This window comes from Microvirga sp. VF16, from assembly GCF_016864375.1.
Taxonomy (GTDB): domain Bacteria; phylum Pseudomonadota; class Alphaproteobacteria; order Rhizobiales; family Beijerinckiaceae; genus Microvirga.
Window position 1 is genome coordinate 2127850 of record NZ_CP069354.1, and the last position, 24235, is coordinate 2152084.

Annotated in this window: 24 protein-coding genes and 1 pseudogene; 14 read left to right on the forward strand and 11 right to left on the reverse strand. The window is 63.0% G+C overall.

The genetic code is table 11. The annotated features are described in order from the left end of the window. The first annotated feature begins 190 nt into the window (after positions 1-190). The 3 genes from JO965_RS10140 (at position 191) to hmpA (ending at position 2834) form a co-directional block, all read left to right on the forward strand. A complete protein-coding gene (locus JO965_RS10140) occupies positions 191-430 on the forward strand; it encodes a DUF3302 domain-containing protein (protein WP_203443508.1) in 240 nt (79 codons plus the stop codon). Beyond that, complete coding sequence (locus JO965_RS10145) at positions 427-1362, forward strand: HlyD family secretion protein (protein WP_203443509.1); 936 nt, start codon at positions 427-429, stop codon at positions 1360-1362. The genes JO965_RS10140 and JO965_RS10145 overlap by 4 nt, the downstream gene beginning before the upstream one ends. A 257-nt stretch (positions 1363-1619) precedes the next feature. Continuing rightward, positions 1620-2834, forward strand: a complete 1215-nt coding sequence (gene hmpA, locus JO965_RS10150) for an NO-inducible flavohemoprotein (RefSeq protein WP_203443510.1) — start codon at positions 1620-1622, stop codon at positions 2832-2834. A 108-nt stretch (positions 2835-2942) separates the two neighbouring features. Here the strand turns inward: hmpA and JO965_RS10155 are convergent, their stop codons facing one another. Beyond that, positions 2943-4325, reverse strand: a complete 1383-nt coding sequence (locus tag JO965_RS10155; protein ID WP_203443511.1) for an HTH domain-containing protein — start codon at positions 4323-4325, stop codon at positions 2943-2945. 244 nt (positions 4326-4569) lie between these two features. Here JO965_RS10155 and JO965_RS10160 point away from each other — a divergent pair, with 244 nt between their 5' ends. After that, entirely contained in the window at positions 4570-5190 is a 621-nt protein-coding gene (locus JO965_RS10160) for a LysR substrate-binding domain-containing protein (RefSeq protein ID WP_203443512.1), read from the forward strand. Between the two features lie 29 nt (positions 5191-5219). On the opposite strand, the gene JO965_RS10165 is transcribed toward JO965_RS10160, so the two are convergent. Further along, positions 5220-5969: a sulfite exporter TauE/SafE family protein gene (locus JO965_RS10165; RefSeq protein ID WP_203443513.1), complete on the reverse strand. Its 750-nt coding sequence runs from the start codon at positions 5967-5969 to the stop codon at positions 5220-5222. Between the two features lie 425 nt (positions 5970-6394). Further along, positions 6395-6622 (reverse strand): acyl-CoA thioesterase, encoded by a 228-nt coding sequence (locus JO965_RS10170; protein ID WP_246776797.1) that lies wholly within the window; start codon positions 6620-6622, stop codon positions 6395-6397. A 47-nt stretch (positions 6623-6669) separates the two neighbouring features. On the opposite strand from JO965_RS10170, the pseudogene JO965_RS49305 reads away from it, so the two are divergent. Next, positions 6670-6873: pseudogene (locus JO965_RS49305) on the forward strand (isocitrate lyase/phosphoenolpyruvate mutase family protein); the annotation flags it as partial. A 74-nt stretch (positions 6874-6947) separates the two neighbouring features. Here the strand turns inward: JO965_RS49305 and JO965_RS10180 are convergent. Together JO965_RS10180 and JO965_RS10185 are read right to left on the reverse strand one after the other, a co-directional pair. Then, entirely contained in the window at positions 6948-8144 is a 1197-nt protein-coding gene (locus JO965_RS10180; protein WP_203443514.1) for an MFS transporter, read from the reverse strand. Between the two features lie 81 nt (positions 8145-8225). Next, positions 8226-8873 (reverse strand): GntR family transcriptional regulator, encoded by a 648-nt coding sequence (locus JO965_RS10185; protein ID WP_203443515.1) that lies wholly within the window; start codon positions 8871-8873, stop codon positions 8226-8228. Between the two features lie 205 nt (positions 8874-9078). Here JO965_RS10185 and JO965_RS10190 point away from each other — a divergent pair, with 205 nt between their 5' ends. From JO965_RS10190 to JO965_RS10205, 4 genes are all read left to right on the forward strand, one after another. Next, positions 9079-10545: an SLC13 family permease gene (locus JO965_RS10190; protein WP_203443516.1), complete on the forward strand. Its 1467-nt coding sequence runs from the start codon at positions 9079-9081 to the stop codon at positions 10543-10545. Positions 10546-10597: 52 nt separating this feature from the next. Continuing rightward, positions 10598-11974 carry a malonyl-CoA decarboxylase gene (locus JO965_RS10195; RefSeq protein WP_203444130.1) on the forward strand — a complete coding sequence of 459 codons (1377 nt, stop codon included), beginning with the start codon at positions 10598-10600 and terminating at the stop codon, positions 11972-11974. A gap of 62 nt (positions 11975-12036) precedes the next feature. Then, complete coding sequence (locus tag JO965_RS10200) at positions 12037-13566, forward strand: malonyl-CoA synthase (protein WP_203444131.1); 1530 nt, start codon at positions 12037-12039, stop codon at positions 13564-13566. 262 nt (positions 13567-13828) lie between these two features. Further along, positions 13829-14065: a hypothetical protein gene (locus JO965_RS10205; RefSeq protein WP_203443517.1), complete on the forward strand. Its 237-nt coding sequence runs from the start codon at positions 13829-13831 to the stop codon at positions 14063-14065. Positions 14066-14087: 22 nt separating this feature from the next. Here the strand turns inward: JO965_RS10205 and JO965_RS10210 are convergent, their stop codons facing one another. Then, positions 14088-14495, reverse strand: a complete 408-nt coding sequence (locus tag JO965_RS10210) for a translation initiation factor 2 (protein ID WP_203443518.1) — start codon at positions 14493-14495, stop codon at positions 14088-14090. Between the two features lie 424 nt (positions 14496-14919). Here JO965_RS10210 and JO965_RS10215 point away from each other — a divergent pair, with 424 nt between their 5' ends. Continuing rightward, positions 14920-16320 carry a M20 family metallopeptidase gene (locus JO965_RS10215; RefSeq protein ID WP_203443519.1) on the forward strand — a complete coding sequence of 467 codons (1401 nt, stop codon included), beginning with the start codon at positions 14920-14922 and terminating at the stop codon, positions 16318-16320. Positions 16321-16402: 82 nt separating this feature from the next. Here the strand turns inward: JO965_RS10215 and JO965_RS10220 are convergent, their stop codons facing one another. After that, a complete protein-coding gene (locus JO965_RS10220; RefSeq protein ID WP_203443520.1) occupies positions 16403-17233 on the reverse strand; it encodes a class I SAM-dependent methyltransferase in 831 nt (276 codons plus the stop codon). Positions 17234-17835: 602 nt separating this feature from the next. Between JO965_RS10220 and JO965_RS10225 the strand changes: the two genes are divergently transcribed. After that, a complete protein-coding gene (locus JO965_RS10225; RefSeq protein ID WP_203443521.1) occupies positions 17836-18081 on the forward strand; it encodes a hypothetical protein in 246 nt (81 codons plus the stop codon). 252 nt (positions 18082-18333) lie between these two features. On the opposite strand, the gene JO965_RS10230 is transcribed toward JO965_RS10225, so the two are convergent. Further along, positions 18334-18591 carry a heavy-metal-associated domain-containing protein gene (locus JO965_RS10230; protein ID WP_203443522.1) on the reverse strand — a complete coding sequence of 86 codons (258 nt, stop codon included), beginning with the start codon at positions 18589-18591 and terminating at the stop codon, positions 18334-18336. A gap of 311 nt (positions 18592-18902) precedes the next feature. Here JO965_RS10230 and JO965_RS10235 point away from each other — a divergent pair, with 311 nt between their 5' ends. After that, the gene (locus JO965_RS10235) at positions 18903-19988 is read left to right on the forward strand and encodes a histidine kinase (RefSeq protein ID WP_203443523.1); all 1086 of its coding nucleotides are present in this window, start codon (positions 18903-18905) and stop codon (positions 19986-19988) included. Between the two features lie 91 nt (positions 19989-20079). On the opposite strand, the gene JO965_RS10240 is transcribed toward JO965_RS10235, so the two are convergent. The 3 genes from JO965_RS10240 to JO965_RS10250 all read right to left on the reverse strand — a co-directional run bounded on the left by JO965_RS10240 (position 20080) and on the right by JO965_RS10250 (position 21588). Next, the gene (locus JO965_RS10240; RefSeq protein ID WP_203443524.1) at positions 20080-20556 is read right to left on the reverse strand and encodes a DUF411 domain-containing protein; all 477 of its coding nucleotides are present in this window, start codon (positions 20554-20556) and stop codon (positions 20080-20082) included. A 10-nt stretch (positions 20557-20566) separates the two neighbouring features. Further along, the gene (locus tag JO965_RS47790; RefSeq protein WP_246776798.1) at positions 20567-21157 is read right to left on the reverse strand and encodes a DUF305 domain-containing protein; all 591 of its coding nucleotides are present in this window, start codon (positions 21155-21157) and stop codon (positions 20567-20569) included. Positions 21158-21237: 80 nt separating this feature from the next. After that, the gene (locus tag JO965_RS10250) at positions 21238-21588 is read right to left on the reverse strand and encodes a hypothetical protein (protein ID WP_203443525.1); all 351 of its coding nucleotides are present in this window, start codon (positions 21586-21588) and stop codon (positions 21238-21240) included. Between the two features lie 538 nt (positions 21589-22126). Between JO965_RS10250 and JO965_RS10255 the strand changes: the two genes are divergently transcribed. Together JO965_RS10255 and JO965_RS10260 are read left to right on the forward strand one after the other, a co-directional pair. Beyond that, positions 22127-23818 (forward strand): arylsulfatase, encoded by a 1692-nt coding sequence (locus tag JO965_RS10255; protein WP_203443526.1) that lies wholly within the window; start codon positions 22127-22129, stop codon positions 23816-23818. Positions 23819-23890: 72 nt separating this feature from the next. Then, positions 23891-24175: a hypothetical protein gene (locus JO965_RS10260; protein ID WP_203443527.1), complete on the forward strand. Its 285-nt coding sequence runs from the start codon at positions 23891-23893 to the stop codon at positions 24173-24175. Positions 24176-24235: the final 60 nt, after the last annotated feature.

Sequence of the window (24235 nt, forward strand, 5' to 3'; positions counted from 1 at the left end):
TTTCACCTGATACCCAAGTTCGGCACTGCGGCTAAATTTCCTGTGACCGTGTCCCGTTCCGAAGGGAGTGACCAGAATGCAGTTCGTCGTCGCAGCCTCCATGGCGATGGAACGTGGCGAATGCGGGACCGGTCGATCCGTGTTTCGGACCGAGTGCTCCGGCCTGGATACGGAGAACATGGAGGACTGAATGTCGGGTCTGGACATCTTCGCCTGGATCGTTCTGGTCGTCCTCATCGCGACGGCCGTCGCAATCTTCGTGGCGCTCGGGATGATGCCGGGGCACATCGCGAGAAAGCGCGGACATCCCTGGCCTGAGGCGGTGACGGTCGGGGGATGGGCAACGCTGATCTGCGGCTTCGTGTTGTGGCCGCTGGTGTTGATCTGGGCCTACGTCGATGTGCCTAAACGGCGGGAGACGGCGGAATGATCGTCGTTCTGCTGAATTCGTATATCGCTCTTCTGGCCCTGTTCGTCTGGCTCCGGTTCATCCCGTTCAACATGTTCTGGAAGCTGTCGCCTGTCCTCGTGTTGCTGGTCCTCTTGATCGGGCTCTTCATTCCGATGGGCTGGGGCGCGCCCTCGGGGCCTGTGGCGGTCGTCCGCAACTCGGTGCAGATCATCCCCTCGGTGGCTGGCGAGGTCGTCGACGTCCCGGTCGCGGCCAACACGCCCGTGAAGGAGGGCGATATCCTGTTCCGGATCGACCCGACCACCTACAAGGCGCAGGTCGAGACCATCGCGGCTCAGCTCAAGTTCGCCGAGCTGCGCCTGTCCCAGTTCTCCGAGCTCCAGAGCCGCGACACGGGCCGGGCCTTCGACGTGCAGCAGCGCGAGGCCGAGGTCGAGCAGCTGCGGGCTCAACTTGAGGGGGCCAGGTGGAGCCTCGACAGGACCACCGTGCAGGCGCCGGCCGACGGCTACGTGACCAATCTTGCGCTGCGCAAGGGCGCACGCGTCACCGCGCAATCTCCCGTCATGGCGTTCATCGACACGTCGGAGACCATCTTCGGAGTGGAGATCCCGCAGATCTACGCCCGCTACATCGAGGTTGGCCAGCCAGTCGAGCTCGCGTTCAAGACCTTGCCCGGCGAAGTCTTCACCGGACGGGTCGAGACGGTGTTGCAGGCCATCGCGACCGGGCAGACGCAAGTCGGCGGTTTGGCCGTGGCACCGTCGGAGATCCAGTCGGCGCCGTTCGTCACTCGCATCCGGCTCGACGACCCGGAGGTGGCCAGACGCCTGCCGGCCGGGAGCACCGGCACCGCGGCGATCTACACGGATCACGTCAAGGCGGCACACGTCATCCGCAAGGTCGTCCTGCGGCAGACGGCGATCCTGAACTACGTCAATCCGTTCTGAACGGGGCTGCCGGTCACAGGGGGAATGACAAGAGCGGTCTTGCCGGCTCTTGAGTTTCCGCCTCCGGCGATCGCCGAGGGTGCGGCCGACAGGGTTGCGGCGGGACTCCGCGGCGGTCTGCTGCACGGCTGCAGACAAGGCGTCCTAAGGAGATCACCTGAGTGTCCCGCTGTCCCTCGAAGGCGTACGCATCGGCGTTGGTCAGGAGCGGGTTATCCCGCCCCGCCTTCCCGTGACATTGCCACAGGGGTGATAACATGACGAACCAATTGAGCGATACCACCATCCATCTCGTGAAGGCCACCGTGCCCGCGCTTCAGGAGCACGGACTGGCGATCACGAAGCGCATGTACGAGCGCATGTTCCAGAATGAGGCGATCCGCGATCTCTTCAACCAGTCGCACCACGGCGAGACCGGATCCCAGCCCAAGGCGCTGGCGAGCGCCGTCCTGGCTTATGCCCAGAACATCGACAATCTCGGCGCCCTGGCTCCCGCCGTGGAGCGGATCGCGCAGAAGCACGTAGGGCTGAGCATCCTGCCCGAGCACTACCCTTACGTGGCCGATGCGCTGCTCGGGGCGATCAAGGACGTGCTCGGCGATGCCGCCACCGACGAGATCCTGGCCGCCTGGGGCGAGGCCTACTGGTTCCTGGCCCATGTGCTGATCGGGCGCGAGAAGGCAGTCTACACCAGTCTGGCCAATGCCCCGGGCGGCTGGAACGGCTGGCGCAATTTCCGGATCGAGAGCAAGCGGAAGGAAAGCGAGATCATCACCTCGTTCGTGTTGCGGCCAGAGGACGGGAAGCCCGTCCTGCGCCACCAGCCCGGCCAATACCTGACGTTCTGGATCGACGTCCCGGGCCGGCATCCGCTCAAGCGGAACTACAGCATTTCCAGCGCGCCGAGCGACGAGACGTACCGGATCTCGGTCAAGCGCGAGCCGCAGGGCATCGCGTCCAACTGGCTGCATGATACGGCCGAAGTCGGGCAGATCCTGAAGGTGGCGCCGCCCGCCGGCGAGTTCTTCCTCAACGAGGAATCGCCTCGGCCCGTGGTGCTCCTGAGCGGCGGCGTCGGACTGACTCCGATGATGAGCATGCTGGAGACGATTTCGGCCCAGCATCCCAAGGTCGCGGTCCATTACGTGCACGGCACCCTGAACGGCGCGACCCATGCGATGAAGGAGCGCGTCCGGTTCCTAGCGCAGGCCCATCCCAACATCAACGCTGCGACCTTCTATGTCGAGCCGCGACCGGAGGACCGGCCCGGAGAGGACTTCGACCATCCGGGAGTGATCAGCGTGGAATGGCTCGAGGCCAACACGCCGCTCACCGAGGCCGATTACTATCTGTGCGGTCCACGCCCCTTCCTGCGCGCCTTCGTGGGTGGTCTGGCTCTCGCAGGCGTCCGGTCGGACCGCATCCACTACGAGTTCTTCGGGCCGGCGGACGAGATTCTCGCGGCGGCGTAGCCGCCCAGATTCTCCGGTTTCGCACGATGTGCTAAACCGCCCCGCCGGCTTATCCGGCGGGGCTTTTTGCATTTCGGAGGTGATTTCTCCAAGCGGTTCAGGGGGGTCTTAAGCCGCTTTCCACGCCTGCTGCGCCGTCAGCGTCTCGGCCTGCTCGTGCGCCCGTTTCGCTGCGGGGCGATGGACGTGTCTTTCGCTGTAGATCTCGAAGGCGGCGCGCTTCTCGATCATGCCTGTCATCATGCCCCATTGCAGGTGGCTGGCGAGCACGACATCGGCGGCGGTGAAGTGATCGCCCGCCACATAGGTCCTGTCCTTCAGCCAGGCGGAGAGGGTATCCAGCACGCGCGCATAGGAGCCGTAGCCGAAGCTGCCTTCCATGTCGGGTGCGGGATCCCAGCCGCTGGCGTGGTTGGAGACCGCGGGCTCCAGGCAGGAGGCGGTGAAGAAGAGCCAGCGGTAGTAATCGCCGCGATGCCGGGGCTCGGGCGCAAGGCCCGCCTCGGGGAAGGCATCGGCCAGATAGGCGCAGATGGCGGCGACCTCGGTCACGACGGTCTTGCCGTGCGTGATCGCCGGCACCTTGCCCATGGGATTGATGGCGAGATAGTGCGGCGCCTTCATCGTGGTCGTGAAGTCCAGCACCTTGAGGGTGTAGGGACGGCCGATCTCTTCCAGCATCCAGTGCACGATGGCGCTGCGCGATTGCGGATGGGTATAGAAGACGAGGTCTGCGCTCATGGTTTGTGTGCTCATGGGTGTCTCCCTGGTGTTGTGTGAACGGGAGACGGAATAGCGCATGGTGCTGTCAGATTCTGGCAGTAGCGTTTTCTGCCATTCCTTCATGAGCTGCCGGCGGGGCCGGGGCAGGCGCTCGGGCAGGATCTCCGCCGCCTCGATCCGGTCGGCGCGGAAGTGCCGGAAGCCTTCACGCAGCTCGCACCAGGCCACCAGCACGCGGGTCGTCTCGAAGAAGCCGAGCGACACGGGCCAGACGATCCGCGCGGTGCGTGCACCCTTCTCGTCGGTATAGGTGAGGGACAGTTTTCGGCCCTCGTTCAGCGCGCGCCGCAGAAGCGCGAGATCGACCACCTGCGGACGATCCCAGCCGTGACCGACGACCATGGCATCGTCCTCCATGCGCTCGCGAAGATCGGCGGGAAGGACCGCGGCGACTTTGGCCATGACGTTGCGGGCCGCCTGTCCCATCTCCTCGTCGGTGCGCCGCCCGACCCATTGCAGGCCGAGCGCCAGCGCCTCGATCTCCTGGGTGGAGAACATCAGGGGAGGGAGCAGGAAGCCGGGCTTGAGCACATAGCCGAGCCCCGGCTCGCCCTCGATCTGCGCGCCCAGGGCCTGGAGCGAGGCGATGTCCCGATAAAGCGTGCGCAGCGAAATCCCCGCCTCACGCGCCAGCACCGCCCCGCTCACCGGGCGGCGGTGATGGCGGAGGATTTGCAAAAGATCGAAAAGACGTTCGACGCGGGACATGGGCCGAACTTAGCACGGGATGCTGTCAGATCGTGACAGCAGGATCGCGATGCCCTGTGGGTGATGAGAGCGTGGGAGGTGCCGTTGGGTGAGGGCGCTCTTGCGGCGAGCAAAACAAGCGCCGCATCCCTCGCCGTCATTCCCGGGCCTCGTCCCCGGAAATTTCCCGAGCATCCACGTTTTATCCATGTTGATGTTCCCAAGACGTGGATGGCCGCAACATGGGCGGCCATGACGGGCGTGGGTGACGACAGGTCTGTCAAAGAGCCAGCGCTTTCGGGCTGAGGCCCCGCATGCCACCCTCAATATATTGCCCACTTCGAAGGAGGAGGTCGGTCGGCTGGTGCTCACGAGGAAACTGGATTGTGCGATCATCCCCAATTTCGACCGGCACGACCAGAATCTGACGGTGTCTGAAGTCGGCTGGGACGACTTGGTCTGTGCGATATGGAGCGGCAGCGAACTTCTTCGTGGACCTTTGACCCTTGAGAGATATCTGGAGGCCACGCACCTTCAGATTTCTGCCGACGGTCTATCGGAAGGTTTGGTGGACATGGCACTCCGCGAGATAGGGCTTCAACGACATGTCGCGGCGACGATCCCTAATTGCCTGGTCATACCTTGGGTTCTGCGGGGATCGGATTTGATCACGCATTGTGCCGACAGCATTGGCTTGCTTCTCGATGGGAACAGTGAGGTGAGTTTGGTAAAGGCGCCACTTGCTCTCCCGTCCATGCCGATATCCTTGATCATGCACAGGCAGATGGCGACCGATCCGGCAACGACTTGGCTGAAGCGTTTGATCGAGGAAATCTACGCGGATCGACAAATTCGAAAGGACGCCGCCCGTGTGAGCGGTCCTTAGGCCGCCCGTTCTCAAGATAGGGAGCAGGGTCAAACATATGCCCGCATGAAGAACGCCATCGTGGTGCCAGCGGCCAGCAGCAGCGTTCCTGCCCGAACAACCGTGGGAGGCAGGATCCGCCCAATATGCGCACCACACCATCCGCCTGCGATAGCACCGAGCCCCACCAGGAGGCAGGCCGTCCACGCAACAGCGCCAGCAATGATGAAAGCCAGGACGGCAATGCCGTTGGCGGCGCTCACCATCAACGTGCGCGGCGCGTTCAACGCCTTGACCTCGGCTCCATCGAGAATGCTCCAAACCGCCATCATCATCAGCCCGACCGCACCGCCAAAATAGCCTCCGTAGATGCCGAGCAGGAATTGCAGGCTTAGGATCGTTGTAAGGCCGGCCCGAAAGCGCGCGCGAAGCGCTGGCCCGATCTGCCGACCAAAAGCCAGCATCATCGTGGCGACGAGCAGCAGCCACGGCAGGACCTGATCGAACAGGGCGGCTGGCGTCCACAGCAACAACAGACTTCCGACGAGTCCCCCGACCAGCGTGACGATCGCGACCGGCACGAGAGGCACGCCGCACACGCCTGTCAGGCCGTCCCGATAGACCCAGGTGCTGGCGAGGCCACCCGGAAACAATGCGACCGTGCTGGTGGCGTTGGCGCTGACCGAAGGCACTCCGGCGCCGATCAGTGCAGGCAGGGACACGAAAGAGCCCCCACCCGCCAGGGCGTTCATGCTGCCCGCGAGCAAGCCGGCGAGCAGCAGAAGCAGCGTATCATTCATCAACTGACCCAGCTTGCAAATTCGAGTGCGAAGGCGCAGTCCAGTGCGGAACCCCGAGCAGCCAACAATCATGCTGCTCTATCGTCCGGCCTCCTTTACGCACGGGTCGATGCGGCGCAATGCGGATGTTTTTTAGTCATCCTTCGGTTTTGGCGAAAGAAGGGGCAGCTTTCTTTAAGCTGGTGCATGGCCAGCCTTCGTCTTGGGCGAAGAGCGGATGATTTCCCTCGATTGGAAACCTGGTTCCATAAACGGCCTTCCGCAAAATTGAACATGAATCATGGACCTGTAAGGTCTCCGAATGGCACGTCCTTGACGTGCGCCGATTGTCTGCTCTCGCTGGGAGCGCCAGGCATTCCGAAAAGTCGGCGAATTCCACTGCCTGATCCCGAGCAGACCTTCAGAAGCCAATCTCTCTATGTGGCTCACCCGGGCGGCAATGGACGGGGACGGGAACCGCTGTCGATGGCAACGAACGTGAAGACCGCCTGTGTCACCTTGATCTGCTCGTCGCCATCGCGGGAGCGGCGCCAGGCCTCGACCCGGAACTTCATGGATGTGCGTCCCGTAGAAATCAGGTCGGCGTAGACGGACACCTCGTCACTGACATGGACTGGGGTGTGAAAGACCATACCGTCGACCGCGACTGTCACGCAGCGGCCGCGCGGCCATAGCCGAGCGTGATCGTCTTGATCCTGATGTGGTCGTCATCGCCCGCACGGACGCCAGGGTGGCCATTGGCGGAAGTGTCGACGAGGTGCTTCGGCGCTGCGAGGCTTATCTGAAGGCCGGCGTCGATATGTTGATGGTTGTGGCACTCCAGAACCGCGAAGAGACGCGAAGGGTCATGGAAGCTTTTCCGGGCACACCCATCTACATCAACGCCAGCGCTATCCGCCCAGGCCTCGCGCATGCCGAGTATGCCGAGATGGGAGTTGCGACCTACAGCATCTCAGTCGCCAAGGTCATCACTCGGTATCAGCCAACTGGCAGGCTGGTTGGCTTCGATGAAGGCTGCGCCGCCAGAAGGAATCCGACAGAGCAAAGGAAGATTACCGTTCCAAAGGTGGCTGCCACACTCAGGACAAGGGTAAACCCGCTCATCCCGTGAAGGAGCGCGATGAGCGGGACGGCGAGGCCGCTCGTCGTGAACCCAAGGAAGTAGCGAACGCTGAACGCCCTGGCCCTGTACTGGGCCGGAACGTAACGGGCGACCATCGCATCGTTGATGACAACCTGCCCGTAAATCGCCGCCATGGCCAGGACCAGACCGCCGAGCATGGGAATCCCGGTTGTCAGAGCGGCGAGGCCCAGCCCAAGTGGCTGTAGGATAGAGAGCCCGACGAAGATCCTCGGAAGTGTATATCTGTCGACGAGGCGCCCCATCAGGAGTTGCGTCAGCGCTCCGAAGACGAACACGAGTGTGGCCAGGGATCCGATCAGGACAAGTGGCAGGGAGACGCCGGCACGCTCGTCGATGATCTTAGGGAGTGCGATTGTTGTGATATTGAAGGTCATGCCGCCTGCCACGACCGCCGTCGCAAACAGCAGGAAAAGCGTCATCGGACGTGCAACCGGGATCACGGCTTTGCTACCGCCGGAGTTGCCATGACTATCCCCATCGCCGGGCACAAGGCTGACAAAGGCAATCCCAACAAGAAGGCAAACAAGTCCGGGAAGAATGAAGGCAGCGCGCCAGCCGAGGCTTGCGGCCAGAAGGGCCGTAATTCCTGAAGCGAAGGCCGCACCGAGATTGCCCCATACCCCATTGATCCCGAGATCCCGTCCAAGTTGACTTGTATGGCTTACCAGCATCGTAGAGCCGATCGGGTGATAGATCGCAGAGAACACCCCGAGCACGAAGAGCCAGATGCCGAACATGATCGGCGCGTTCGCCGTCGACAGCCCGAGGCACGCGATCCCGCAGCCGCCGAAGAAGATCGCCAGCAGGTTCCGGCGTCCCATGCGATCAGCGATCCAACCCATCGGGAGCGAGAACAGGCCAAAGGCCACGAAGGCGCCGGTCGAGAGGCCGATGAGGCTGGCATAGGACAGGTGCCGCTCTGCCGCGATGGCAATCACGGCCGTCGGATAGATCAGGAGGACGAAGTGATCGAGCGCGTGTGCGATGTTGACGAAGGCAATCGTGCGGCGGGAAAGCAGATCAGGAGACATCCTTCGCGTCCTCGTCAGTTTCGTGCGCGACACTCCTCGGCGGCTTGACCCTGCCGGAACTCGCTAGGGACCGTCCGGCGACTAGGCCGCGCGATCAAAGCTGGCAATGAAGTCGGCCAGGCGTTCGCCCTGGATCAGGATGTGCTCCCGGAGGAGCCGCTCGGCCCGGTCGCCGTCCCCGGCACGGATCGCATCAACGATGCCTTGGTGTTCCGCGAGTGAGTTCGCGACACGGCTGCGGGCCCGAAGCTGAAGCCGCCGATAGGGTTTAAGACGGGCATGCAGGTGTTGCGCCTGCTCCGCCAGAAACGCGTTCTGGCAGGCTTCGTAGATGACGTGGTGGAAGCGCTCGTTGGCATAGTAATAGGCGTCTGCGTTCTCCTGCGACGCCTCCCGGACGCAATCCTCATGCGCCTTTTCAAGCTCCCGCTGCATGGGTTCTGTGATGCGGCGAGCCGCTAACGCTCCGCACATCCCCTCAAGGGCGGCCATCACCTCGAACCGCTCAACGACGTCCTTGAAGCTGAGCGAGGCAACGAACGCGCCCCGGCGCGGCTGCAATTCCACCAGGCCGGTAGAGGCAAGCTGCATCAAGGCCTCTCTGATCGGGGTCCGTGAAACCTCGAACCGAGCCGCCAAGCTCTGCTCATCGAGTCGGTCGCCGGGGCGGAACTTGCCCGTGACAATGTCCTGCTCGAGGACATCCCGTAAGGCTTGAGCGCGTCGCATAGTACTTGTCCTGCTCATGGGCATCATACAGCAGGTGCGTATAATCTCACAAGTGATTTCTTGTATACAAGATCATTGACATATAATGCAAACACGCGCAGTCTTTCATGCAAGGTCAATGAGGGATCCGCCTGCGCAGTCCCCGCGAGCTGCTCTAAACTGCTCGTCCGCCCGACGCAGGGGAGGAAACAGAGGAGCGGGTGCCATGTCACCACAGCTGATCTCAATCTACGCTCTCGTGGCGATGTTCGTGGTTGCCACGATCCTGCCGATCAACATGGGGGTGCTGGCCTTCGTCGGCGCTTTCCTGGTCGGAACCCTGGTCGCCGGCCAAACCACCAGCGCCATCATCGCCGGCTTCCCCGGCGGCCTGTTCCTGACCTTGGTCGGGATCACCTTTCTCTTCGCCATTGCTCAGAACAACGGTACCATCGACTGGCTCGTCCGGCTGGCAATTCGTGCCGTGCGGGGTCGGATTGCCGCGATCCCATGGATCATGTTCGGAATCTCGGCCGTTCTGACATCCGTCGGCGCGGTCAGCCCCGGTGCGGTTGCGATTATCGCGCCGATCGCGCTCGGCTTTGCCTTGAAGTACAGCATCAATCCGCTGCTCATGGGCCTGATGGTTATCCACGGCGCTCAGGCCGGCGGCTTCTCGCCGATCAGCATCTATGGCGGCATCACCAACCGGATCGTGGCCAAGGCCGGTCTGCCGCTCAACGAGATCGTGACCTTCCTTGCAAGCTTCGGCGTCAACTTGGCCGTTGCCGTTCTGCTTTTCTTCGCTCTCGGCGGCCGCAGGCTCCTTCAGGCCAGGGCGGATGTGTCGGCAGGCCAGCAGGCCAGCCCGAACGCCATGGCCGCCACTCCGGCACCAGTGTCCGTGGCTCCTGCGGCGGTTCCGAGCGCAGCCGGAAATCTGGCGCTGGCTGTTCCGCATGTTGCCGTGACGATCCCGCAGGCCGGTCCCCAAGTCTATGGCGACGCCGAGTCGGAAGCCCTGACTGAAGAGAGGAGACTCAGCGATCGTCGCGACGATCCGCTCGCGAGCGGCGATGTCAGTGAGACGCCGGCCGAGGGGCCGCACTGGTATCGGGTACTCACCCTCGGGGGCCTCATTCTGCTGGCGGTGCTCACCCTGGCCTTCAATCTCGACATCGGTTTCGTGGCGATCACCATCGGTCTGGGCCTGTCGCTGATCGCGCCGAACTTGCAGAAGCGCGCCATGGGACAGGTTTCATGGCCGGAGATCATGCTGATCACAGGCGTGAGCACCTACGTGGTCGTGCTCGAGAAGATGGGCACCATCTCCTTTGTCGGTGACAGCGTCGCTGGCTTGGCCTCTCCGATGCTGGCTGCACTCCTGCTGTGCTTCATCGGCGCAGTCGTCTCCGCCTTTGCCTCCTCGACGGCGGTCCTTGGATCACTTATCCCGCTTGCCGTTCCGTTCCTGCAATCGGGAACCGGCGTCAGTCCGATCGGCTTCATTGCCGCCATGGCTGTCGCCTCTACTATCGTTGATGTGAGCCCCTTCTCGACCAATGGTGCTCTTGTCCTGGCCAATGCTCAGGGCGTCGACCGAGAAGCGTTCTTCCGCAAACTCATGGCCTATGGCGCCATTGTGACAGTGGTCGCGCCGATCGTCGTCTGGGCCCTGTTCGTCGTGCTTTAAGGCTGATCGTCTGATGTGGATGAAGGAGGAGAACGTGAAGCTTTCTCGATCAATGGCTGGATTGGAGTCAGCGCCTGCATTCCTGATTGACCTGATAGACACGCTGACCGAGCGGGGGCGTTCCCTGCTCGGTCAGAAAGCGGCGCGAGAGATCGTCGCCAAGGACGCTCTCCCCGCCGTGGGTGAGATGCTGCTCTCGCGCAGAGGCGAGGCCTCAGGGGTGGCGCTCGCGCAAACTCTGCTGGCGAGTTACGGCGCCGCGCCGAGCGCGGATCGCCTCGCGTTTCTCCAGGCGCTGGCGGATCGCTTCGGGCCTGATCGCCGCCGGATCGAGGTTGCCATCGAAGCAGTGCGCCAGGATGAGGGAACGGATGCGCTCGAGGGCCTGCATGCCGCGGCGGAGCCTCGACGGCAGGAACTGATCCGGCGCCTGAATCTGGCTCCCGGCGGCACCTCGGCCCTGGTGCGGATGCGCGAGGAGCTGCTCGAGTACCTGCCCGAGCATCCGGAGCTGAAATGCGTCGACGCGGACTTCACCCATCTCTTCTCATCCTGGTTCAATCGGGGGTTTCTGGTGCTGCGACCGATCGACTGGAGCACGCCTGCCAATATCCTGGAGAAGATCATCCGCTATGAGGCGGTGCATGCGATCCAGAACTGGGACGACCTGCGTAACCGCCTCCAGCCGGATGACCGGCGCTGTTACGGCTTCTTCCATCCGCAGCTCGTCGACGAGCCGCTGATCTTCGTCGAGGTCGCGCTGACCAAGGAGATCCCCGGTGCGATCGGTCCGCTGCTCGACCTGGGCCGCACTCCAATTGCTGCGACCGATGCGACGACCGCCGTGTTCTATTCGATCTCGAACACGCAGAAGGGCCTGGGCGGTGTGACCTTCGGCAACTTCCTGATCAAGCAGGTGGTGGAGAACCTCAAGCGCGAGCTGCCGAACCTCAAGACCTTCGTGACGCTCTCGCCCGTCCCGGGCTTCGCACGCTGGCTGGAGCGTGAGCGCAAGACGGAGGAGTCCGCCTGCCTCGATGCTGCGTCGAAGGAGATCCTCGGCATCCTCGATGAGCCCGCCTGGAGCGATGATCCGGAGAAGGCGGAGAGGGTCAGCGACGTGCTTCTGTCGGCCGCCGCGTACTACTTCCTGAAGGCCAGGGATCCAAAAGGTCGTCCCGTCGATCCGGTGGCCCGGTTCCATCTCGGCAACGGGGCGCGGCTCGAGCGCTTGAACTTCCTCGGCGATGTGTCTCCGAAGGGACTCAAGCAGTCGCATGGCCTGATGGTCAACTACCTCTACGCTCTCGACGAGATCGAGAGGAACCACGAGGCCTTCGCCGAGAAAGGCGTGGTCGCTGCGTCGTCTGGCGTCCGCAAGGCCTTGCGGGCCGATCTGCCCTCCCGCGATCTGGTGCCGACGCCATGACCGCAACGTTCCCAAACATTTTGATCGGGTCCATCATCGACCCTCGCTTCGGAGCCCATGCCATGAATGCGAACCTGTTCGACCGGCTCGAACGCTCGATCGCCGAGCTCACCAAGACTGCCATCACCACACCGACCGGGGAGACGGTTAGCTATGCCGACCTGATTGCCCAGTCAGGCAGGCTGGCCAACGTGCTGGCCGCCCGCGGGGTCAAGCCCGGCGACCGTGTCGCCGTCCAGGTCGAGAAGTCGGTGCCCGCCCTGGTCCTGTATCTGGCGACCGTCCGGGCCGGTGCTGTCTATCTGCCTCTCAACACCGCCTATACGCTGGCCGAGCTGGAATACTTCATCGGCGATGCTGAGCCGTCGCTCGTCGTCTGCGATCCGGGCAAGCGGGAAGGAGTCGAACAACTCGCCGCGAAGGTCGGAGCTGTAGTCGAAACGCTCGACGCCAAAGGGCAGGGCACGCTGATGGATGCGGCAGCCGATGCTCCCGATGCGTTCGAGACGGTGCAGAGGGCCGGCGATGATCTGGCGGCGATCCTCTACACCTCGGGCACGACCGGGCGTTCCAAAGGGGCGATGCTGACTCATGACAATCTCGTCTCCAACGCGCTGACCCTGAAGGAAGTCTGGCGCTTCACGGCGGACGATGTGCTGATCCACGCCCTGCCGATCTACCACACCCATGGGCTGTTCGTGGCCAGCAATGTCACCCTGTTCTCCGGCGCGTCCATGATCTTCCTGCCGAAGTTCGACGCGGACGAGATCCTTGGGCTGATGTCGCAAGCCACCGCCCTGATGGGCGTGCCCACCTTCTACGTGCGCCTGCTGCAGCATCCCGGCCTCACCAGGGAGGCGACCTCCGGCATGCGCCTGTTCGTGTCGGGCTCCGCGCCTCTGCTGGCCGAGACCCACCGCGAATGGAGCGCCCGCACCGGCCACGCCATCCTCGAGCGCTACGGCATGACCGAAACGAACATGAACACCTCCAATCCCTATGACGGCGACCGGGTGCCCGGCGCCGTCGGCCTGCCGTTGCCCGGCGTATCGGTGCGCATCACCAACCCGGATACCGGGGAGGAATTGGCGACGAACGAGATCGGCATGATCGAGGTGAAGGGCCCAAACGTGTTCAAGGGCTACTGGCGCATGCCGGAGAAGACCGCATCAGAGTTCCGCCCCGACGGCTTCTTCATCACGGGCGATCTCGGCAAGATCGACGAACGCGGCTACGTGCACATTCTCGGCCGTGGCAAGGATCTCGTGATCACCGGTGGGTTCAACGTCTATCCGAAGGAGATCGAGGACGAGATCGATGCCATTCCAGGAGTGTTCGAGAGTGCCGTGATCGGCGTGTCGCACAAGGACTTCGGCGAAGGCGTGACGGCGGTCGTCGTCCGCTCCAAGGAGGCAGCCGTCGATGAAAAGACGGTCCTGGCGGCACTCGACGGACGCCTGGCGAAATTCAAGCTGCCCAAGCGGGTCGTCTTCGTCGATGATCTGCCGCGCAACACGATGGGCAAGGTGCAGAAGAACGTGCTGCGCGACCGGTTCGCAGATCTCTATACGGCAGCGCCCCGCGCCTCTTAGGGCTTCGTAACCGTTCGCACGTCGAAAGCAATCGAAGGGATCGAAGGGGGTATGTGATTCCCTTCGATCCTATGTGCTTCTGCCCGCCATTCCCGTCGCACTGAACCCGCCGGGGATAGGAACTACACGGAAGTCCATGCAATCATGTGTTGCCTGCATGACAAACATGCGGACTTCACTGTTTGGAATTACCGGGCAAATAGCCATATAGCGTGAAGGAAACGCTCAAGGATCACAGAATTCCCATGAAGGAGTCCGTTCCTTGACGATCATCGCCCTCCTCGGTCATTCCCTGGCCAATCTACGACGCAAATCGGCTAGGCTCACACAGCAGAAAGCCCTTTCTCGTCGCAACGGAACCTACGGTTTTTGGACGCCCTTGATTGCGGCACGCCTGGAAGAGGCGGAGTCCCTTGTCAGTGGGTATGTCCCTCGTCCAGACAGCGCGGCCGCCGATGAGCCTATCCCGCAACTCAAGGGCTGGGTGTTTCACCGCTGATGGACGTTATCTCTCTGGCAGGTTAGCGGATTCTGGCCCGGCCCACCGGCACGAGGTCGATGTGAGCCGGATTCGGCTTGTGGTCCAGCATGGCCCCGTTTGCGGCATCCAGGACGAGACCAAGTGATCCGCCGGGCAGGATCGCGTTTCCCAGCACCCCTGGAGCGGCCTGATCGGTGAGCACTGGTTTCACAAGAAGGGCCCCGGATCGGTACCCTCGGGCTTCCGCATAGGCGGTGAACTCGGTCTTTCGGCTGACCTTCACGGGACAAGGCGAGCGCGGACATGCGTGCCCAAGAGACGTCCGGATCCGGGCGGAGGCTGGGCTGGCGCTGATGATCACCGTCTCCTCGACCCCGCGCGTCACCGTGTTGCAGGCGGCCAGCGACAGAACCGCTCCTGCCGCACATGCCAGAATTTTCGCTCGCATGGATCATCCCTCCTGCCTGGATCTGCGGTTAAGGCTCCGCTTCCTCCAGCAGGTAATGCTCACGGCTAAGCATGCCAGGGCAATCCGTTGAATGAGCAGCCAATAGCATCTGCGGCCGGTGCAAGAGGCTGACCGGTACTCACGGTCACCTGTACCGTCGGTGCGCTTTATCTGCCGCTTGTGTTCCGATGAGACAAGGCCGTTCCTCTTTTCTCGGTTGCCTGCCCGAGCCGGTAGCTGGCTGGGCCGGCTGGGGCAGCCCTGAAGTTCCGGAACTTACACCTGTTAGACCCTGCGCCTGAGTCTGCTTGCAAGCGCAAAGCAGAAGTTCATGATGTGCCGGAAACTCTGCCAGACTTCATTTTCGAAGCTGGCGGGCTCTCCGAGCGATCGATTGAATCACAGCATGCCGAGGACACCTTCTATGACCCGCGAAGCCGCCATCAGCAGGGCCGAGACCTACTTTGATTCGGGTACCTTCAAGGCGGATCTCGCGCGCCTTGTCGCCATGCCGACGGAAAGCCAGAGCCCGGACCGCGCCGGAACTCTCCTGGCCTATATCGAGAGGGAGATGTGGCCGCTCCTGGAGAGCCTCGGCTTCGCGTGCAGGATATTGAACCATCCGAGAGCAAAGGGACCATTCCTGTTCGCGGAGCGCATCGAGGATCGGTCACTTCCGACGGTTCTCGGTTATGGCCATGGTGACGTGATCCGGGGGCTCGACAAAGCCTGGAGCGAAGGACTGTCTCCCTGGACGCTGACCGAGCGCGATGAGCGCTGGTATGGACGTGGCGTCGTCGACAACAAGGGCCAGCACGCCATCAATATCGCTGGCTTGCGCGCCGTGCTGGAGACACGTGGAAAGCTTGGTTTCAATGCCAAGTTCCTGATCGAGATGGGCGAGGAGGCGGGTTCACCCGGTCTGCGCGAGCTGTGTCAGGAGCAGAGAGATCTTCTGGCGGCGGACGTTCTCATCGCATCGGATGGGCCGCGCCTCATCGCCGACCGGCCGACCGTCTTTCTCGGCTCCCGCGGTGTCATCACCTTCGATTTGACCATCAATGCCCGCCAGGGCGGCCACCATTCCGGCAACTGGGGCGGGCTTCTGTCAGATCCGGCGATCCAGCTTGCGCATGCCCTCGCATCCATCACATCGCCCACCGGTCAGATCCGGATTCATGAATGGGTGCCGAAGGAGCTTCCGGCGGCTGTCCGCCGAGCGCTAACCGATTGCGAGGTTGACGGAGGCTTGGATGGGCCAACCATCGATCCTGAATGGGGTGAGCCAGGATTGACGCCAGCCGAGCAGGTGTTCGGCTGGTGCTCATTCGATGTACTTGCCATGAAGGCCGGAGTTCCTGAAACACCCGTCAATGCGGTTCCGCCATGTGCATGGGCGCGCTGGCAGTTGCGCTTCGTCGTCGGGGTCGATTCAAACGAGGTCCTGCCGGCGCTGCGTCGTCATCTCGATCGGCACGGGTTCCCAATGGTTCGGATCGCCGAGAGCGAGGACGAAATCTTCAACGCCACGCGTCTCGATCCGGATGATCCGTGGGTTAGATGGGCGGCGACCTCGCTCAGCAAGACGACGGGCAAGCAGCCCGCCATCCTGCCGAATATTGGCGGATCGTTGCCGAACGACATCTTCTCGGAGGTCCTCGACCTGCGCACGATCTGGGTGCCTCATTCCTATCCAGGCTGCTCGCAACATGCTCCGAACGAGCATCTGCCGGTTGCGATCGCCCGCGAAGGTCTCGCCATGATGGCCGGACTGTATTGGGATCTCGGCACTGCCGGCTCGCCGTCGTCTGGCACTCGACCATGAGCACGGCGCGGATCGCGCTTGCCTGCCGGCTCGCGATCATCACGCAGGCCACCCGAGCCGCCGCTCTGCGACCGACCTGCGCCTACAATGGTTTCCGGCAGATCACCTGCACAGGATGGGTGCGGCCCTCCTCGATGTTGCGCGCCGCGTTGCGCGTCTTCTCTGGTGCGCTTTCGCCCAAGAGGATGTGGATGCCCAGCGGGGGCAGGGCTCCCTGGGCGGCAAGCTCCATCATGCGCCTGTAGGCGGCGAGGTATTTCTCGCCCGTGTTCTCCATGCGGATCTCCGTGAAGCCCGCGGCCTCGAGAAGCCTACGCGTGTCCGCGGGCGCCATCAGATAGGCGCCGCTGCCGTCGTTCGACCACGGCAGGGGATAATGCGGATTGCCGACGGGTCCCAGACCGTGCTCGGTCAGCGCAAAAAAGGCGCCGGACTTCAGGACCCGGAAGGCCTCGGCGAAGAAGCGCGGCCGGTCGGCCACATTCATGGTGACGTGCTGGGTGTAGGCACCGTCGAAGGTGCTGTCCGCATAGGGCAGATCCGCACCGTCCCCCTGCATGATCGTTACCTGATCCTCAAGGCCGATCAGCGCAGTGAGCTTGTTGGCCGCCTCGACGAAGGCCGGGGTGATGTCGATGCCGGTCACCCGGCATCCGAAGCGGCTCGCGAAGTACCGGGCCGGACCGCCGATGCCGCAGCCGATGTCAAGGAGATGGTGACTGGCCTTGACGGGCAGGCTGTCGGCCAGATCGATGGTGGCCGCGAACCCGCGCGCGTGGAAATGGTCGACCGGAGCCAGGTCTTCCATCGTAAGAGCATCCGGAGATTTGCCCGCCTTTTCCAGCGCCGACAGGATCAGTGCGTAGACGTCGCCCTTGCCCCAATGCTCTGCGATTGCATTTTCGGCTGACATGTTCGCTCTCCCGACCAACTAAGCAGCGGGTGACCCGTTCTTCCCTGGCTTCCCCTGCGCGGCCAATGAGTCAGGCCAGCGCAGGCCCAGGAGGAAGGGCAAAATCGTAGCACGTCGGAGTCCTCCCGTCAGGGCCTCATGGGCTGAAAGGCCACCGGTCCTCCTGTCAATTATCGATGCCTTTGCGCGGCTGATCGCATGTGTTCCGTAGGCAACCGGATCGAGCCTAATCGCAGCAAATCAGGATCCCAGCGGCAGGTATACTCACGCGCCGTCATCGGTCTCTCGATCAGTCCCGCTCGATAACAGCGGCTCGCAGATACTGCGCCCGCACCGAGCAACAGTGCATCTGGCGGGGGCAGTTGAATGACTTTTCGCGAATAGAGTTTGACCGGGCTGCCCCGTCATGAAGGTGGGTTATGGCACGGGGCCAATCTCAGCCTTACTTCTGCATTGCTCAGATGAGCGGACCTTCACACTGATCCCTGCCACTATCCAATATATGCTAGAGAAGCTTGCAGCCTCGCCTGGATGTTTGCTGCATTCGTAGAGGGCTCGATACTTGGGGCAGCCGATCAACTCGCCAACATGACAGGGGTGAGATGATGACATCGCGAATACTGGCAATTGTGGTTGCCGCGGCGTGCTCAGTCGGCGGCATGGCGGCGTCCGCAACAAACCTCAAGCCGATCGAACCGCTCGCCCTTCAGAACGTCGTGGAAACGACAGCCAGAGAACTCCTCCTGCCGGGCGCCATGGTTCTTCTGCGCACGCCGCAGGGCCAGTTTGCTGTTGGCTACGGCGCGACGGAGCTGGGCGGCACGATCCCGTCAACGATGTCACGCTGATCATCTGGACCAGCCTGACCGTGTCGCTTGACGGCCAGCCAACGGCCAACACCCTCATGCTCAAGATCCTCGCTCAGATTTATACGGTATCGCCGCTTCAGCATCGGCAGTGAGCCGTGAGCCACGGCGCCTGGCTGAAGGAATGTCTGCATGAGAGCTTCATGTGGTTGACCCAGCCGCCGCCGCAGTTCGGGCCCGCACGATGCGCTAGGACGATTAGAACGCGGTGGCGATCGAGTATGGGAGTCTCCTTCAGGCCGCGGTCGGGGTGTAGCCTGCCTCGGTTATGAGGGACTCGATGGACGTCAGATCGGTGCTGCCGCGGACCGAGACGAGCTTGGAGGCCGGATCCGCCTCGACGCTCGTGCCGGGCAGGCCCGTCTCGATGGCCTTCTTGACGGTCCCGGCGCAGTGGCCGCAGGTCATGTCCTCGACCCGCAGGGTCAGGGCAGCCGGATCACGCTCGGCAAGCCGGGTATCCTGGGACTGGTCAGCGCTGCATCCGCACATCGCATTTCTCCGTTTCATGGTGGCGATGGAGGAACCGTGCGGCTTCCAATGATGGCAAGGTCAAGCACTCCCTGTGCGAAAACCGTCAAGGAGAAGGGCCAGGCAAGCGCCGGGACGAAGGCTTGGTTCCCCAGGAACGCCGCGAAGGAAAACCATCCATAATGTGAGCGGATACCCCCGCAGGCAGGGATCCGACTCTGCCCCCGTTAATCTATGTTAGGCTCAAGGACCGATCGGGTTGCCTTGCCGCGCTTCGCCAATGCCACGGTGAGACAATCCCCTCATCCGGTCGTCCTTCGAGGAGCTGAGCCATGGATGACGTGTCCCTGTCGCGAAAACCCTTGGAGAATGGCCCGCCCGGCGGCACGAAGCCAACCAGGGCCGAGGACGCGGACGCGCGGCTCAGGTCTGTCCTGGCCAGCGTCAGCGATTGTTATTTCACGCTGAACGAAGCGTATCAGGTCACCGATCTCAACGAGGCGGCGATGGACTGGGTGGGGCCGGATCCTGATCGGGTCCTGGGCGCATGCCTGTGGGACCTGTGCAATCCGGATGCCGAGTGCAGCCGCACCATTCGGGAGGGCATGGAAGGGCGGCGCCGCATCCGGCGCGAGGTGATGTCCGGTCTGCGGCCCGGGCGCTGCCTCGATCTCCAAGTCAGCCCCATGGAGGAAGGCCTCAGCGTGTTCTTCACCGATGTCACGGAGCGTCGTGCGGCCGAGGCTGCCTTGAATGAACTCGCCGGACGCCTCCTGAGCCTTCAGGATGATGAGCGTGAACGGATCGCCGAGGAGCTGCATGACTCGACGGCCCAGCACCTCGTCGCCGTCGGCCTGAACCTCATGCGGCTGACGCGGTATATCATCCCCGGGGAAGGCCAGAAGGTGCTCGATGAGATCGCGGACTCGGTGGACGAGGCGGCCAGGGAGCTCCGCGCCTTCACCTATCTGCTGCACCCGCCCGGTCTGGAGAACGGCGGACTTGCCGGGACCGTGCGGGTCTTCGCGGCTGGATTTGCACGCCGGACGGGCCTGGTGACATCCGTCCGTATGCCGGATACGGTCGACAAGCTACCCTTCGATCTTCAACGCTCCCTCCTCAGGGTCATCCAGGAGGCGCTGACCAACATCTATCGGCACGCGGCGGCTTCCAGGATTGTGATCGACCTACGGTTTGGGGCAGATACCCTGAAACTGAGGATTCTCGACGATGGTTGCGGGCTGTCCCGCGGCGTCCGGAAGGCGGCGGGGGACGGTGCCCTGCTTGGGGTGGGCGTCGCCGGCATGCGGACCCGCATGCTGCGGTTCGGCGGCAACCTGAGGCTTCTGAGCGATGCGCGCGGGACGATGGTCGTGGCCACCCTGCCACCGAAGGTCAAATCCCCGGGGCACGACTGATCAGGATCATGCCGCGACGCCGATCAACGGCGCTCCAGGCTGGCGGCCCTTGTCCTCGTCAGACCGGAGCCGCCAGCAGTTCCCAAGGGAATCAGAGTGGCCGTGACCCTTGGTACCGTGCGAACGTTCCCTGGCCCGATGGCCCGAACAGGACGACCTCGTAGGTGTCGTCCGCGACGCCCTCGACCTCCATCCCGGGCGAGCCGACGGGCATTCCTGGAACGGCGAGACCCTTCGCCCGGGGCCTTTCGACCAGTAGGCGCTTGATTGCGTCCGCGGGCACATGGCCCTCGATGACGTAGCCGTCGATTTTGGCGGTGTGGCACGACGCAAGGCCCTGGGGCACACCCAGACGGGCCTTCAGGCGGTTGACCTCCGGGGACTCGATGACCTCGACGGCAAATCCGGCCTTCCGGACGTGATCGACCCAGGCGCCGCAGCAGCCGCAACTCGGATCCTTGGTGACCGTCATCGTCGGCAGGGCTTCCACCGCAGAGGCCGGGAGGGCGGAAGCGGCGGCAAGGCCGGCGAGGAGCGCCCGCCGGCTGATGGTCAGGTTTGATGACATGACGCGCACCTCACTGCTTCGCGTTCGTGGCGAGCCAGGACTTCATCATGGCGATCTCGTCCTCCTGCGCCCTGATGACGTTCTGGGCGAGTTCGCGGATCTTCGGATCCTTGCCGAAGGCGACAACGATTTTGGCCATGTCGATGGCGCCCTGATGATGGGCGATCATGTTGTTCGCGAAGTCGGTATCCACGTTGCCTGTATACTCCATCGCCATCTCACGATGCATGCGTTCGTTGACAGCGTTCATGGCCAGCGAGGCGACGCCCTGATCCCCGCGCGGGCTGTCCATCTGCATGGAGCCGGACTGCCGGCCCATCATGCCGGCCTGCATCATCGGACACATCATCATGCCCGACATCATGCCGCCCGGGCGCTGACTGCCCGGCATCGTGCCGCCCTGCATGCCGGACATTCCGCCCTGCGGTGCGGGCATGGTGCTCATCTGGACCTGGGAACCGACCATCGGAACGGTGGCCTGTGTCTGAGCCTGCTCCGGATGGTGAGCGGTGTGGTCCGCGTCGGATGGGGTAGCCTGCTGGGCGAGGGCCGGAACCGACAGGCCGGCGGCGAGGACGAGAGCGAGAATGGATGACTTCATGGTGGTTCTCCTTCGAGAACGCTCGAGCTTCTGAAACATGGCCGCCGTCGGGACGATCGGCCTGATGAGGGAGGGCTGTCTCAGGTTCGGGGAGGAGGGGTCGTCGTCTCGGGAGCGATATCGTCGGGGGGAACGGACACGACCTCCCATCGGATCGCCTGCCGATCATGGGGGGCAGGCAAGCTCGTCATGGCGGGAACGGCCGTCCACCCGCAACGGGCTTGGGCACACACGAGGTTACAGCTCCCGTCCGGCGCCGCCGGCTCCGGATCGCAGCAGTCATGGGAGGACGTGCCCTGGACGTAGTGAGCGCCATCGGCAGCCCAATCCTTCGCCGCCGCACTGGGCATTGGTCCGATCACGGCAACGGCCATCAGCACCGCGATAAGGAGGCGGATGATCGAGGACGCTGCGTTCGGGATCGTCGTCATGCTCGGAATTCTACCACAGTTGCCCAGAGCGGCATTGCGGGATGTCAAACTCGTGAACTGGCACCGCGATCATCCGCCTGTCGCGAATGTCTGGCGGGGCTCGACCACCAGACCAAACCATTACTTCGGCTCAGTGCCGATAGCCGCCTTTGGGGAATGCGGCGCTGCCCTTCGAAAACCCTCGGCAAGTCTCAGGCTTTTCCCGCACGACTCTTGGGAAAAGCCCCAGTCAATCCGGACTACAATAAGTGCTACACTGCTGGAGCGATGAGCGTAAGGCTAGCGCATCGTGCGGAAAAGTGGACCCGGTTTTCGCTGACGCGGCCCTTCGGGTCCGCACCGAACGATGCGCTGCTTAAGGGATTGAGCATCGGACCCAAAAGTGGGTCCACTTTTGGGTCCGATGCTCTAACGGCCGGTGCGCCTCACAATCGTAGCATCGCAGCGCACACTTCAGCCCGTCGACACCTCGACAAGCCACGTCGGCTTCCGGTGCGTCACGCGAGGAACCCCGGAGACCTGACAGAGGAGGTTCCCCATGTCTCATGGAATTTCCACGGATGACTCCACCACCACTGCCACGAATGGGAAATCGCGACTGAAACAGATCCTTGCTGGCGCACGCGGCGCGATACAGGGAGCCCTTCTGGGCGCCACCGCGCTCGTCTCCGCCACCGCCCTGGCGCCTGCCGCCGCGCAGGCACCGGCACGGCCGAACATCGTTGTGATCATGGGCGATGACATCGGCTGGAACAACATCGGTGCCTACAACCAGGGCATGATGTCCGGCCGCACACCGAATCTTGACCGGCTGGCATCGCAGGGCATGCGCTTCACGGATTACTATGCCGAGGCAAGCTGCACAGCCGGGCGCGCCAACTTCATCACCGGTCAGTTGCCGATCCGCACCGGGCTCACCACCGTCGGACAGGCCGGCTCTCCGATCGGCATTCCGGACGAGGCGCCGACCATTGCAGCAGTGTTGAAGTCCATGGGCTATGCCACCGGCCAATTCGGCAAGAACCATCTCGGCGACCTCAACCGCTTCCTGCCGACCGTACACGGCTTCGACGAATTCTTTGGATACCTCTATCACCTGGATGCGATGGAGGATCCTTGCCACCCGACCTATCCGCAGGCCCTGCTGGCAACCGTGGGCCCCCGCAACATGGTCCACTCCTTTGCCACCGACAGGGATGACGCGACCGAGCAGCCACGCTGGGGCCGGATCGGCAGGCAGCGGATCGAAGATGCAGGCCAGCTCTGCCCGAAGCGGATGGAGACCGTCGACGACGAGATCCTCGATACCACGCTGCAATTCATCGACAAGGCGCGCAGCGAAAACAAGCCGTTCTTCGCCTGGCTCAACCCGACCAGGATGCATGTCATTACGCATCTCTCGGAGAAGTATAATGCCATGCGCACGCCCGAGAACGGCTGGAGCGTCTACGAGGCTGGAATGGCGCAACTCGACGACGTCGTCGGCTCGGTGATGAAATACCTGACCGACAACCGTCTCGACGACAACACCATCGTGGTCTTCACGACCGACAATGGTGCCGAGAACTTCACATGGCCCGATGGCGGCCAGACGCCTTTCGCCGGCGGCAAGGGGACGGCGCTCGAAGGCGGCTTCCGCGTGCCGGCCATCGTCCGCTGGCCGGGCAAGGTGCCGGCAGGCAAGGTCGAGAACAGCATCATATCCGGCCTCGATTGGTTCCCGACCCTCGTGGCAGCAGCCGGCAATCCGACTATCATCGACGAATTCAAGGCTGGAAAGAAGATCGGCGACATGACCTACAAGGTCCATCTCGACGGCTACGACCAGACCGCACTCCTCACCGGCCAGGGACCATCGAAGCGGAACGAGATCTTCTATTTCACCGAGTCCAACCTGAGCGCGGCGCGCATCAACGACTTCAAGTACCGCTTTACCGATCAGCCGAACGGCTGGCTGGGTGCAACCCAGAGGGTCGACTGGCCGATCCTGGTCAACCTGCGGCTCGATCCCTACGAGCGTACGGGCATGCCTGACGGCAAGAATGGATCGCTCGCTTATTACAACTGGTTCGTCACGGAGTTCTGGCGTTTCGTTTTCGTGCAGCAGGAGGTGGCGAAGGCGGCCCAGACCTTCGTCGATTTCCCGCCGATGCAGCGGGGCGCGAGCTTCAACATGGAGGCGGTCAAGCAGCAGGTCGAACGGGCGATCCAGGCGCGCCAGAGCGACTAGAGCGGTCTCTCGCATCGTGGCTTATGACATGTGCCCGTTCACCATCCTACTCAAGCATAGGAGGAAGCAGTGATGAGGAGCGTGCTGATATTCCTTACCCTTGCCGCGGTCGCGGCGCCTGCAACCGCGCAGGTCGGGCCACCCACCTCCCAGCGGACATGCTCGGCCAACCGACAGCTTGTCATGCGGGAAGGCGCGGTCGTCCTCGATACTGGACCCTCCACCTACGCTCGTTTCGTCAGGAGCGGCGCCGAATGCACCGTCGACCAGTTCCCTGAGCCTGCGTGGGTTCCAAGCTCCAACAACCCGCAATGCTTCATCGGCTATCGATGCAGGGACGGATCCGACGATTTCTGATGACACCGAGCCGATCCGGCCCCGGGATCGAGGGGCAGGCCGACAGCAGCAGGCCGGGCA